We start from the raw sequence: 13496 nt of genomic DNA on the forward strand, positions 1-13496 counted from the left end.
GTGCCGATCGTATCCGTGCTGGTGAGCTTCCCGGGGCGGTTCTGGGGGAATTCACAGTCCGCGGCGGGCTCCCACGGGCTGGGAATCGAATCTCGGCTCTCCGAGTTGGGTTTACGGCCGGGCAGGGCGTCGATACCGTCACCACATGGCCCGGACGGCGACTCTCACCACACGCGGATACGTGGATTTCGCGCGTGTGTCGTCCGCGCTCTGTAGCGCCTGAAAACTCCCGCGGGCGACCGCGGTCGAGGCCGACGCCTTCCTCCTGATTCCTCCCGGCGGCACCCGCGCGCGGTGCACGCCGTGCTGTCCAGCGGAGCGTGCTGATGACTCTGCCCGATCATGCCCTGAACGGCGCCCGGGCCGACCCGGATGCCATCGCGGTCACCAACGTCCGGAACTGCAAAGCCAGGAACCGCCCGCGGATTCCTCGCTGGTTGTTCAAAACCTTCAGTCCCGTCGGGCTGATCGTGCTGTGGCAGGTGCTCAGCGGTACCGGCCTGCTCGACGAGGACACGCTGGCCTCCCCGGCCACGGTGCTGGCCACCGCGGGCGAGCTGTGGGAGGAGGGCCGGATCCAGTCGGCCGTGCTGACCTCGGTGCAACGCGTCGGTGCCGGACTCGTGTGCGGGCTGGTCGCAGCCGTGGTGCTGGCGACCCTGTCGGGGTTGTTCCGCCGGGGTGAGGACCTGATCGACGCGCCGATGCAGATGCTGCGCACGGTTCCGGTGATCGGACTGATCCCGCTGCTGATCATCTGGTTCGGCATCGGCGAGGAACCCAAGATCATCCTGATCGCGCTGGCAGTGACCTTCCCGCTGTACATGAACATCTACGGCGGCATCCGCAACGTCGACGCCGGCCTGGTGGAGGCGTCCAGGACGCTCGGGCTCGGCCGGTTTGCCCAGGTGCGCCACGTGATCCTGCCCGCGGCGATGCCCAACGCCCTGGTGGGCCTGCGGTACTCGCTCGGTTCGGCGTGGCTGGCGCTGGTGTTCGGCGAAACGATCAACGCCACCGCGGGCATCGGCTACGAGATGAACATGGCGCGCGAGTTCTTCCAGACCGACGTGATCGTGGTCTGCCTGGTGCTCTACGCCCTGCTCGGCCTGGTGGCCGATTTCATCGTGCGACTTCTGGAAAGGACTGTTCTGGCATGGCGACCGGCCTTCCGCGGAGCGTAGCCGAGCGCGCGCCCGAGACGACGGCGCTGCCCGCGTCGGTGCGCGGACTCACCAAGAGCTTCGACGAGCACACCGTCCTCAATGGACTCGACTTGGACATCCGGCCGGGCCAGTTCGTTGCCCTGCTCGGCCCCAGCGGCTGCGGAAAGAGCACGCTGCTGCGCATCCTGGCCGACCTGGACCGCGAGATCGGCGGGGACGTGCAGGTCGCGCGGCGCCGTGCGGTGGCGTTCCAGTCCCCGCGGCTGATGCCGTGGAAACGGGTGTGGCGCAACGTGGTCCTGGGCCTGGACGGGCGTCCGGACCGGGCGAAGGCGATCCAGGCGCTGGAGGAGGTCGGCCTGGGACATCGGGTCGACGTGTGGCCCAAGGTGCTCTCGGGCGGTGAGGCGCAGCGCGCCTCGCTGGCGCGGGCGCTGGTGCGGGAACCGGACCTGTTGCTGCTGGACGAGCCGTTCTCCGCGCTCGACGCGCTGACCCGGATCAAGGTGCAGAACCTGGTCGGCGAGCTCTGGCAGCGCCACGGCTGCGCGATCCTGCTGGTTACCCACGACGTCGAAGAGGCGCTGCTGCTGGCCGATCGAGTGCTGGTGCTGCGCGACGGCGGCATCGCGCACGACCAGCTCGTCGAGCACGAACGGCCGCGGGACGTTTCCGCGCCGGGTTTCGTGGCCCAGCGCGCGGAACTGCTGTCCTGGCTCGGTGTCCACTGAGGACTTCGTTGTGAAGGGGCTGCGGGCCGTTCGCGGCTCCGGCACGCGCGGTCCTGAGCCGAAACCGGACCGGTGAGCTTTTCCGGCAACGCAACGCACATTCGTGAAGGAAGTGGTGACATGTCGGTCGAGATCGTCGGCATGATCGGGGCGCAGCACGTCTCGGAGATCCATCCGGCCGGCGGCCCGGCGATCGACCCGGAGTTCCTGCGCCGGTTCGCCCGCGCGCACGAGGACGGCGGGTTCGACCGCGTCCTCATCGGACACGGTTCGGGTTCGCCGGACGGCACGCAGCTCGCCGCGCACGTGGCCGCGCACACCGAACGACTCGGTTTCCTGGTCGCGCACCGGCCGGGTTTCGTCGCGCCGACGCTGGCCGCGCGAACGTTCTCCACACTGGACACGTTGGCGCGCGGGCGGATCGCGGTGCACGTCATCAGCGGCGGCAGCGACGCCGAGCAGCGGCGCGACGGCGACTACCTCGGCAAGGACGAGCGCTACGCGCGAACCGACGAATACCTCGAAGTGCTCAAACGGGCTTGGACCGAGCCGGGCCCGATCGACCACGTGGGCGAGCATTACCGGTTCGAGGGATTCGAGACCCGGGTGAAACCGGTGCAGCAGCCCCGGATTCCGCTGTATTTCGGCGGATCGTCGCAGGCGGCGTACCGGGTCGGCGGCAAGCACGCCGACGTGTTCGCGCTGTGGGGCGAGCCGCTGGCCGAGACCGCCGAGCAGATCGCGTCGGTGCGGGCTGCCGCGAAGGCCGCCGGGCGCTGCGACCTCCCGGGCATCAGCGTCTCGTTCCGGCCGATCCTCGGTGCCACCGAAGAACTCGCGTGGCAACGGGCGCACCGGATCCTGGACCGGATCCACGCGGCTCGCGGCGGATTCGGCTCGTTCACCGGGCCGAAGACGCTCGGCAATTCCGCCGGGGTCGCCAACGTCGGATCGCAGCGATTGCTCGCCGCCGCGGCGGGCGGAGACCTGCACGACCGTGCACTGTGGACTCCCACGTCGCGCGCGACGAACGCGGCGGGGAACTCCACCGCGCTGGTGGGCACCGCCGAGACGGTGGCCGAGGCGCTGGCCGACTACGTCGACATCGGGGTGAGCACGCTGCTGATCCGCGGCTACGACCCGCTGGACGACGCCATCGACTACGGCCGCGAACTCCTCCCGCGAGTGCGCGAAACCGTCGCCCGCCGCGCGGCGAACCCCGCACCCGCGATTTCCTGAGTGAACGGCCCGCTGGTCCCAATAGATTGGTCAAACGGTCCGTTCGCTCGGCGATCAGCGATCAGGCGACACGTGGGAGCGCCACTCGATCCGGGTGCTCATGGGGGAGTGAACGGCCCGCTGGTCCCAATAGATTGGTCAAACGGTCCGTTCGCTCGGCGATCAGCGATCAGGCGACACGTGGGAGCGCCACTCGATCCGGGTGCTCATGGGGGAGTGAACGGCCCGCTGGTCCCAATAGATTGGTCAAACGGTCCGTTCACTCCGGGGTGCGGGCGGAGTGGGAGTGCGGCGGGGGATCATGCCGGGGGAAAGGAATGGAGGGGTCATGACGCGCACCTGGGCGCCGGAGAGCGCTTCGCGGGGGCATGTCGTCGTGCTGCACGGGCGGGGCGAGCACCCCGGCGTGTACGAGCGGCTCGGGCGGCGGCTGGCCGCCGACGGCTACACCGTCGTGGCGCCGGACCGCGAAGCCTCCCCGGAGAGCTGGTTCGCCGGTGCGGGCGACGCCGCCCGCGTGCTCGCGGGCTCGGACACCGGCGCGCTGCTGGCGTGGGAGGCGGCGCTGGCCGAGCCGGTAGACGCGCTGGTGCTGGCGGGAACGCCGCTGGCCGCCGCGGAGCCACCGGCCGGGCGGGAGGACGAGATCGCCGCCCGCACGTCGTGCCCGATCCATCGCGAACACCTCGGCGCCGACCCGGATTTCGAATGGGGAGCGCTGACCGGATCCACCGGCGAACCACCGCAACGGCTGCCGGAGATCCCGGTGCTGCTGCTGCACGGCGAGTCCGACCCGATCGCTCCCGTCGACCCGGTGACGCGGCTGGGCGCCGCACACTCGCAGGCGACCGTTGCCGCGTTCAAGGACGGCGTGCACGACATCCTCAACGACAAGGCGCACCGCAGTGCCGCGGCGCGGATCGTGCTGTTCTGCGAAGAGATCGCCAAGGGCGCGGTGCTGCTGCCCGAAGTTCCCGCGGCCAGGAACACCCGCGCGCGCCGGGCCGCGCCGGTGCACGTGTCCGCGCGGGTGGACTACTCGCTGCGGGTGCTGACCGAGCTGGCGCGCGGCCCGCAGCAGCAGACCTGCGAGGCGATGGCCCGCAGCCAGGGCATTCCGCTGAACTCGCTGGTGAACCTGATGGTCGAGCTGCGCCGCGGCGGCCTGGTGCGCAGCAGGCGCGGCTGCGAGGGCGGTTACTGGCTGGCCCGGCCTGCCGCGCAGATCACGCTGGCCGAGGTGGTGCGCGCGGTGGAGGGCGAAGTGGTCTCGCACCACGAAGACGGCCCGCACGCGGAGGTGTGGGAGCAGCTCGGGCGGACGGTGGCGGAGTTCATGACGCGGGTCAGCGTCGCCGAACTCGCGCAGCCGGCCGCGGCATGAGCGATCCTCGGGCGCGCCGACGACCGACGCGGACGAGCCGGAACGACCGGCACCGACAGCTGGCAACACCCAAGACGACCGGAGCGGCGACCATGACCGAGCACGACGCCTTCCACCCAGACCTGACCTCCGAGGTCGACCCCGAGCAGCGCAAGTCGCTGCGTTCCCGGCTGCACCACGTGCGCGGCGCCGACCTCGACGAGGGCACCGCGCAGACCGAGGGCATGAAGCGGCTGGCCGCGATCAGCGGCGAGTCGGTGGGTTCCGAGAAGATCTGGACCGGCCAGACCCACGTCGCCCCGGACACCGCCTCCGCCGATCACCACCACGGCGAGTCGGAGACCTCGATCTACGTCGCCGACGGGCATCCCGAGTTCGTCTTCCACGACGGCACCGGCGAGGTGCGCATCAAGACCGAGCCCGGCGACTACATCTTCGTCCCGCCGTACGTGCCGCACCGGGAGGAGAATCCGGATCCCGACGAGGAGGCGGTCGTGGTGATCTCCCGCAGCACCCAGGAAGCCATCGTGGTGAACCTCCCCGGGCTCTACCCGCTCTGAGGCTCCGTTCGCACGAGCTGGGTGGTGCCGGCGGCGGACACCGCTCTCGCGGGCTTCCCGAGATTTCCGCGCCGGAGCGTTAATTTTCCGAAATGTCCGAAAAGGACGAGTCGGGTCGGCGGCGGGATCGCTCGAACCGTCGGATAGAGTGCTGCGCCTGCGCAGGGTGCACCTTGCGGCCGTGCTCCTCGTCGGGGATCGAGCAGCCGATGCCGGTGGCCGCGTGAAGAAAGGATCTCGTTGGCCACCCCGCTGTTGAAACCCGCACCGTCCGAGCCCTCTCGCCCCGCCGGCCCGGTCGCGGGCGCGCGGCGGCTGCGGGACCGCGTTCTCGTGCTGGTGCTCGCGCGGCCGCGAGCGGTCCTCGCGTCCGGGGCGGTCGCCGTGGTCGCCGCGATGGCGTGCATGTTCCTGCTGCACCTGGCCGGGACCGGACACGGCGCCGGAGTGGACTACCAGGTCTACCGGTGGGCCGTGCGCACCTGGCTCGGCGGTGGCGACCCGAGCCAAGGCGCCGCGATGACCAGCGCCGACCGCCCGTTGCCCTGGGTGTATCCGCCGTTCGCGCTGTTACCGCTGGCGGTTCCGTCGGTGCTGCCGTTCGTGCCCGGCTTGTGGTTGCTGTACCTGACCGATCTGGCGGCGCTCGGCGGCGTGCTCTACCTCGCGGTCCGCAGCATGTGGCCGGTCGCGGGCCGGAGCGGAGCGGCCGCGGCGGCTTCGCTGGGGTTGGCGGGCACGTTGCTGCTCGAGCCGGTTTACGCCTCGTTCGGCCTGGGTCAGGTGAACATCCTGCTGATGGGGCTGGTGGCCGCGGATTGCCTCACCGCGCGGCCGCGCTGGCCGCGCGGGCTGCTGGTGGGCCTCGCGGCCGCGATCAAGCTGACTCCTGCGGCGTTCGTGCTGTTCTTCTTGTTTCGCCGGGATTTCCGGGCGGCGGTGGTCGCAGCGGTCACGGCCGCGGCCGGGACGGCTTGCGGGTTCCTGGTGAGCTTTCCGGCCTCGATGGACTACTGGTTCGGGCGCGGTCCGGCGGCCGGGGTGAGCGGCTCCGCGTACCACACCAATCAATCGATCATGGGGGAATTGGCGCGGCTGGAACTGCCGACCGGCGTGCGCTACGCGGTCTGGGCGGTGCTGGCGCTGGCGTTGCTCGTGGTGACCGCGCGGGTGCTGCGCACGGCGGAGGCGCCGCAGGCGTTGCTGGCCAACGGTCTGCTGGCGTTGCTGATCTCGCCCACGTCCTGGTCGGACCACTGGGTCTGGGCGGCGCCCGGAGTGCTGGTGGCGCTGGCGACGGCGGTGCGCAGGCGCAGCATCGGGTGGGCGGTGTCCGGCGCGGCCATCGTGGTCGCCGCGCACATCGCGCCGTTCCGGATGCTGCCCGCCGCCGGGGACTGGAATGCGATACAGCACGTGGTCGGCAATTCCTATCTGCTGCTCGGAATCGCAATGCTGTTGCTGCTGGAGCGTGATCTCCGGCGGCGACGGCGATCTCCGCGCTTCCTCGCCGAGACCACGGCCGCAGTTCGCTGAACCATTGTCCCGGCACCGCCCGATCGTTTCCGCGGCGAATCCCGGCCCGCGTGAGCGGATCGCTCGACCGGTGCGAGCGGCGTGGATGCTGCATGTCCTTTGTGGACTCGAAACGGCCGAGTTGCTGGCCGATGGTGGTCTGTACCAGCAGGGACGGCGCCCGGCCGTGCTGCTAGTAAGTCCGGTTTGGGACTGTGCGGGCGAACCCGACCACTCCGACTGCGGCATCCGGATGAATTTCGGTGGCACGAGCGTACTTCCGCGGAGTCCAAAAGGGATCGTCCGACGGGTCTGCGCTAAGGCAAGGGTCACTCCGGTGTGCGCTAGGTCACGTAATGCTCCCGCTGGACCGAGCCAGCGCCGCTGCGCAGCGCGGATGAACGCTGGGTGGCGAGCTGTGCGGCGCCGGTGACCGGAGGTGGCGCGCGTTCGCAGCGGCGGTCTTGACCTGCGGCGGGACCGGTCCCGGCAGGCGGCTGCGCCGAGCGCGCGGCCGGAATGTGACATTCACCTGCGTTACTGCGCCGTAGCTTTCCACCGCATCGGTCTGTACAGTGCCGAAAACTGACCAGCGGTTGCAACGGCGCATCCTTTTGTCAGTGCCCGAAGGTTTTCGCGGGCCCGCTGGCGAGTGACCACACCTCCCGCGTGTCCGTGGCCTGGCGACGGGAGGATCGATGCCGGATTCCCAGTATCTGAGAAACGAGGCGCAGCGCCGCGCCACCGGGCAGGGCCTTTACGACCCCGCCCACGACCACGACGCCTGCGGTGTGGCGTTCGTGGCCGACATGCACGGGCGGCGCAGCCATGCCCTCGTGGACAACGCGCTCACCGCGCTGCGCAACCTCGAGCACCGAGGTGCCAAGGGCGCCGACCCGGAAACCGGGGACGGCGTCGGCCTGCTGACGCAGGTCCCGGACGAGTTCTTCCGCGCCGTCGTGCCTTTCGAGCTGCCCGCGGCGGGCGGCTACGCGGCCGGGACCGCGTTCCTGCCCGCCGACGAGGCCGGAGCCGCCGCTGCCGTCGAGACCATCGAGCGGATCGTGGCCGAGGAAGGGCTCGCCCTGCTCGGCTGGCGCGACGTTCCGGTGGTGCCGGACAACGCGGGCCGCTCGGCGCGCGAGGTGATGCCGGGCTTCCGGCAGTTGTTCCTCGGGCACGGCCGCGACGGTGCCGGGCAGGAGTCGGCGCTGCAGTTCGAGCGCCGCGCGTTCTGCGTGCGCAAGCGCGCCGAGCACGAGGCGAAGGTGTACTTCCCGAGCCTGTCCGCGCGCACCTTCGTCTACAAGGGGATGCTCAGCGAGACCCAGCTCGACGCGTTCTACCCGGACCTGCGCGACGAGCGGTTCGCCAGCGCCATCGGCCTGGTGCACTCGCGGTTCTCCACGAACACGTTCCCGTCGTGGCCGCTGGCGCACCCGTACCGGTTCATCGCGCACAACGGCGAGATCAACACGATGAAGGGCAACCGGAACTGGATGCGGACCCGCGAGAGCATGCTCGCGACCGACCTCATCCCCGGCGACCTCAAGCGGCTTTACCCCATCGCCACGCCGGACGGCAGCGACTCCGCGACGTTCGACGAGGTGCTGGAACTGCTGCACCTGGGCGGGCGGAGCCTGCCGCACTCGGTGCTGATGATGATCCCGGAGGCGTGGGAGAACCACGCCGAGATGGATCCGCAGCGGCGCGCCTTCTACGAGTTCCACAACTACCTGATGGAGCCGTGGGACGGCCCGGCGCTGGTGGCGTTCACCGACGGCACCCAGATCGGCGCGGTGCTCGACCGCAACGGCCTGCGCCCTGGGCGCTACTGGGTCACCGACGACGGCATGGTCGTGCTGGCCAGCGAGGTCGGCGTGCTGGAGCTGGACCCGGCGCGGGTGGTGCGCAAGGGCCGGTTGCAGCCGGGCCGGATGTTCCTGGTGGACACCGGCGCGGGCCGGATCGTCGACGACGACGAGATCAAGGGCGGCCTCGCCGCCGAGCACCCTTACCAGGAGTGGCTGGACTCCGGTGTGGTGCACCTGGGCGACCTGCCGGAACGCGACCGGGAAGTGCCCTCGCACGCCTCGCTGGTGCATCGCCAGCAGGTCTTCGGCTACACCGAGGAAGAGCTCGGCGTGCTGCTGCGGCCGATGGCCGCCGGTGGCGCCGAGCCGATCGGCTCGATGGGCAACGACGTGCCGTTCGCGGCGTTCTCGAAGCGCCCGCGGCACCTGTTCGACTACTTCACCCAGCTGTTCGCGCAGGTCACGAACCCGCCGCTGGACGCGATCCGGGAAGAGCTGGTGACTTCGCTGGCCACCCACGTCGGCCCGGAGCACAACCTGCTCGACCACGACCCGGACGCCTGCAAGCAGCTGGTGCTGCCGTTCCCGGTGCTGGACAACGACCAGCTCGCCAAGATCGTGCACATCGACGACGACGGCGACCGCCCGGGGCTCAAGCCCGCGATCATCCGCAGCACCTTCGAGGTCGGCGGTGGCGGGCAGGCGCTGCGGCAGCGCCTGGACGAGATCTGCGAAGAGGTCTCGGCCGCCGTCGCCGACGGCGCGCACGTGCTGGTGCTGTCCGACCGCACCGCCGACGCCGAGCACGCCCCGATCCCCTCGCTGCTGGTCACCGGCGCGGTGCACCACCACCTGGTGCGGGAGAAGAACCGCACCCAGGTCGGCCTGGTCGTCGAAGCCGGCGACGTGCGCGAGGTGCACCACGTGGCGCTGCTGATCGGCTACGGCGCGGCCGCGGTCAACCCGTACCTGGCGATGGCCAGTGTCGAGGACCTGGTGCACAACGGCGTGCTCCAGGGCCTTGAAACCCACCAGGCCACCGCGAACCTGATCAAGGCGCTGGGCAAGGGCGTGCGCAAGACCATGTCCAAGATGGGGGTCTCCACGGTGGCCTCCTACACCGGCGCGCAGATCTTCGAGGCGATCGGGCTCGGCGAAGAGGTCGTCGAGCGCTGCTTCGCGGGCACCACTTCGCGGCTCGGCGGAGTCGGTTTCGACGGGCTGGCCACCGAGGTCGCCGAGCGGCACCGCAAGGCGTACCCGGCCGACGGCGTGCAGGCCCCGCACCGGGATCTGCACGTGGGCGGCGAGTACCAGTGGCGGCGCGAGGGCGATCCGCACCTGTTCAACCCGCGCACCGTGTTCAAGCTGCAGCACTCCACGCGGGCCGGGCGCTACGAGATCTTCAAGGAGTACACCAAGTCCGTCGACGACCAGTCGCGGGACCTGATGACGCTGCGCGGGCTGTTCAAGTTCCGCGAGGGCGTCCGCGAGCCGGTGCCGGTCGAGGAGGTCGAGCCGGTCTCGGAGATCGTCAAGCGGTTCGCCACCGGCGCGATCTCCTACGGCTCCATCTCGCAGGAGATGCACGAGACGCTGGCCATCGCGATGAACCGCCTCGGCGGCAAGTCGAACACCGGTGAGGGCGGCGAGGACGCCGATCGGTTCACCGCCGACGCGGATGGCGACTCGCGGCGTTCGGCGATCAAGCAGGTCGCCTCCGGCCGGTTCGGCGTGACCAGCGAATACCTGGTCAACTCCGACGACATCCAGATCAAGATGGCGCAAGGTGCCAAGCCCGGTGAGGGCGGCCAGCTGCCCGGCCACAAGGTCTACCCGTGGATCGGCAAGACCCGGCACTCCACGCCGGGCGTCGGGCTGATCTCCCCGCCGCCGCACCACGACATCTACTCGATCGAGGACCTGGCGCAGCTCATCCACGACCTGAAGAACGCCAACCCGGCCGCTCGCATCCACGTGAAGCTGGTCAGCGAGGTCGGCGTCGGCACGGTCGCGGCCGGGGTGTCGAAGGCGCACGCCGACGTGGTGCTCATCTCCGGGCACGACGGCGGCACCGGTGCCTCGCCGCTGTCGTCGATCAAGCACGCGGGCGGTCCCTGGGAGCTGGGCCTGGCCGAGACGCAGCAGACGCTGCTGACCAACGACCTGCGCGACCGGATCGTGGTGCAGACCGACGGCCAGCTCAAGACCGGCCGGGACGTGCTGATCGCGGCGCTGCTGGGCGCGGAGGAGTTCGGCTTCGCCACCGCCCCGCTGGTCGTGTCCGGTTGCATCATGATGCGGGTCTGCCACCTCGACACCTGCCCGGTGGGCGTGGCCACGCAGAACCCGGAGCTGCGCGCGAAGTTCAACGGCAAGGCCGACTACGTGGTGAACTTCTTCCAGTTCATCGCCGAGGAGGTCCGGGAATACCTGGCGCAGCTGGGCTTCCGCTCCATCGAGGAGGCGATCGGGCACGCCGAGCTGCTCGACACCGACGAGGCGGTGCGGCACTGGAAGACCGCCGACCTGGATCTTTCGGCGATCACCCACGTGCCGGAGCTGCCCGCGGGCAAGCCGCTGCACAACACCACCACCCAGGACCACGGCCTGGACAAGGCGCTGGACAACACGCTGATCCAGCTCAGCGAGGGCGCCTTGAAGGAGGGTTCTCCGGTGCGCCTGGAACTGCCGGTGCGCAACGTCAACCGCACCGTCGGGACCATGCTCGGCCACGAGCTGACCAAGCATTGGGGCGGTGCGGGGCTGCCGGACGACACGATCGACGTGACGTTCACCGGCTCGGCGGGGCAGAGCTTCGGCGCGTTCGTGCCGCGCGGCATCACGCTGCGGCTGCTCGGTGACGGCAACGACTACGTCGGCAAGGGCCTGTCCGGCGGGCGGATCGTGGTGCGCCCGCCGCAGAACGCCTCCTACACCGCCGAGGACAACGTCATCGCGGGCAACGTGCTGCTCTACGGCGCGACCGGCGGTGAGCTGTTCGTGCGCGGCGTGGTCGGGGAGCGGTTCTGCGTGCGCAACTCCGGCGCGGTGGCCGTCGTCGAAGGCGTCGGCGATCACGGCTGCGAGTACATGACCGGCGGGCGCGCGGTGATCCTCGGCGACACCGGCCGCAACTTCGCGGCGGGCATGTCCGGCGGCATCGCCTACGTGCTGGACCTGCGCGCCGACCGGGTCAACCCGGAGATGGTCGACCTCGACCCGCTCGACGACACCGACGCCGAGTTCCTGCACGACCGGGTGCGCAGGCACTTCGAGCAGACCGCATCGCAGGTCGCCGCTGAGCTGCTGGCGGACTGGGACCTGGCGCTGCGCCGGTTCGGCAAGGTCATGCCGCGCGATTTCAAGCGGGTGCTGGAAGCCCAGAGCGCCGCCGAACGCGATGGGCGCGACGTCAACGACGCGATCATGGAGGCGGCTCATGGCTGACCCGAAGGGCTTTCTCACCACCGAGCGCCAGACGCCGCAGCGCAGGCCGGTGGACATCCGGATCAAGGACTGGCGCGAGGTCTACCTCGAGTTCGAGCAGGACAACGTGCAGAAGCAGGCCGGGCGCTGCATGGACTGCGGCATCCCGTTCTGCCACCAGGGCTGTCCGCTGGGCAACCTCATCCCGGAGTGGAACGACCTGACCTGGCGCGGCGACTGGGCCGACGCGATCCAGCGGCTGCACGCCACGAACAACTTCCCGGAGTTCACCGGGACGTTGTGCCCGGCGCCGTGCGAGGCGGCGTGCGTGGTGGGCATCAACTCCGATCCGGTCACCATCAAGCAGGTCGAGATCGAGATCATCGACAAGGCGTGGGACGAAGGCTGGGTCACCCCGCAGCCGCCCGCGGCCAAGACCGGCAAGAAGGTCGCGGTGATCGGCTCCGGCCCGTCCGGGCTGGCCGCCGCGCAGCAGCTGACCCGCACCGGGCACGACGTGGTGGTCTTCGAGCGGGCCGATCGCCTCGGCGGGTTGCTGCGCTACGGCATCCCCGAGTTCAAGATGGAGAAGCACCGGCTGGACCGGCGGCTCGGGCAGATGCGGGCCGAGGGCACGGAATTCCGCACCGGCGTCAACGTCGGCGTGGACGTGACCGTGCAGCAGTTGAAGTCCGATTACGACTCCGTCGTGCTGGCGGGAGGCTCCACCGCCGCCCGCGACCTGCCGATCACCGGCCGCGAGGTGCGTGGCGTGCACCAGGCGATGGAGTACCTGCCGCTGTCGAACAAGGTGCAGGAAGGCGATCTGGCGACCTCGCCGATCGACGCCGCGGGCAAGGACGTCGTGGTCATCGGCGGCGGTGACACCGGCGCGGACTGCGTCGGCACCGCGCACCGGCAGGGCGCGCGGTCGGTCACCCAGCTGGAGATCATGCCGACGCCGCCGTCCACGCGGCCGGACGCTCAGCCCTGGCCGACCTACCCGATGATCTACCGGGTCTCCTCGGCGCACGAGGAGGGCGGCGAGCGGCTGTTCTCGGTCAACACCCAGGAGTTCCTGGGTGACGAGAACGGCGAGCTGCGCGCGCTGCGGCTGGTCGAGGTGCGCCGCGAGGACGGGAAGTTCGTGCCCGTCGAGGGCAGCGAGCGGGAGATTCCCTGCCAGCTGGCGTTCCTGGCGATGGGCTTCGTCGGCCCGGAGAAGGAGGGCCTGCTCGACGAGCTCGGGGTGGATCTCGACGAGCGCGGCAACGTCGCGCGCGACGAGAACTTCATGACCTCCGTGGACGGGGTCTTCACCGCGGGCGACATGGGCCGCGGGCAGTCGCTGATCGTGTGGGCGATCTCGGAGGGCCGTTCCGCGGCCGCCGGGGCGGACCGCTACCTGACCGGCCGGGACGTGCTGCCCGCGCCGATCGCACCGACGGATCGTCCGCTGACCTGAGCCACCGCCTCCGCGCTGGCCAGCTCGGCGCGGGGGCGGTGATCCACCTGGGCGCCACCGGGACCAGAGCGGTCCCGGTGGCGCCTTTTTGGCTGGTGACGGGTTTGCGGCGGCCTGTCGCCCAGTCATTTAGTTGCGAGAAACACCTTTATTGGTGGCGGCTGTTGCGCGACCATGGAGGTGCGGGCGCCAG

General features: G+C 70.4%; 8 protein-coding genes. All 8 read left to right on the forward strand.

What is annotated here, in order from left to right:
• Positions 1-326: 326 nt before the first annotated feature.
• The 8 genes from V1457_RS19965 to V1457_RS20000 all read left to right on the forward strand — a co-directional run bounded on the left by V1457_RS19965 (position 327) and on the right by V1457_RS20000 (position 13303).
• On the forward strand, positions 327-1184 hold the full coding sequence (locus tag V1457_RS19965; RefSeq protein WP_338596062.1) for an ABC transporter permease: 858 nt from the start codon (positions 327-329) through the stop codon (positions 1182-1184).
• Positions 1157-1897 (forward strand): ABC transporter ATP-binding protein, encoded by a 741-nt coding sequence (locus V1457_RS19970; RefSeq protein ID WP_338596063.1) that lies wholly within the window; start codon positions 1157-1159, stop codon positions 1895-1897. The genes V1457_RS19965 and V1457_RS19970 overlap by 28 nt, the downstream gene beginning before the upstream one ends.
• A 120-nt stretch (positions 1898-2017) precedes the next feature.
• On the forward strand, positions 2018-3136 hold the full coding sequence (locus V1457_RS19975) for an LLM class flavin-dependent oxidoreductase (protein WP_338596064.1): 1119 nt from the start codon (positions 2018-2020) through the stop codon (positions 3134-3136).
• Positions 3137-3464: 328 nt separating this feature from the next.
• On the forward strand, positions 3465-4520 hold the full coding sequence (locus tag V1457_RS19980; RefSeq protein ID WP_338596065.1) for an Rrf2 family transcriptional regulator: 1056 nt from the start codon (positions 3465-3467) through the stop codon (positions 4518-4520).
• Between the two features lie 92 nt (positions 4521-4612).
• A complete protein-coding gene (locus V1457_RS19985; protein WP_200070694.1) occupies positions 4613-5080 on the forward strand; it encodes a cupin domain-containing protein in 468 nt (155 codons plus the stop codon).
• 240 nt (positions 5081-5320) lie between these two features.
• The gene (locus V1457_RS19990) at positions 5321-6616 is read left to right on the forward strand and encodes a glycosyltransferase family 87 protein (protein ID WP_338596066.1); all 1296 of its coding nucleotides are present in this window, start codon (positions 5321-5323) and stop codon (positions 6614-6616) included.
• 677 nt (positions 6617-7293) lie between these two features.
• Complete coding sequence (gene gltB, locus V1457_RS19995; protein WP_338596067.1) at positions 7294-11859, forward strand: glutamate synthase large subunit; 4566 nt, start codon at positions 7294-7296, stop codon at positions 11857-11859.
• Positions 11852-13303 (forward strand): glutamate synthase subunit beta, encoded by a 1452-nt coding sequence (locus tag V1457_RS20000; protein WP_338596068.1) that lies wholly within the window; start codon positions 11852-11854, stop codon positions 13301-13303. Before gltB ends, V1457_RS20000 begins: the two co-directional genes overlap by 8 nt.
• The last annotated feature ends 193 nt before the right edge of the window (positions 13304-13496 follow it).

This window comes from Saccharopolyspora sp. SCSIO 74807 (genome assembly GCF_037023755.1).
GTDB classification, from domain to species: Bacteria; Actinomycetota; Actinomycetes; order Mycobacteriales; family Pseudonocardiaceae; genus Saccharopolyspora_C; species Saccharopolyspora_C galaxeae.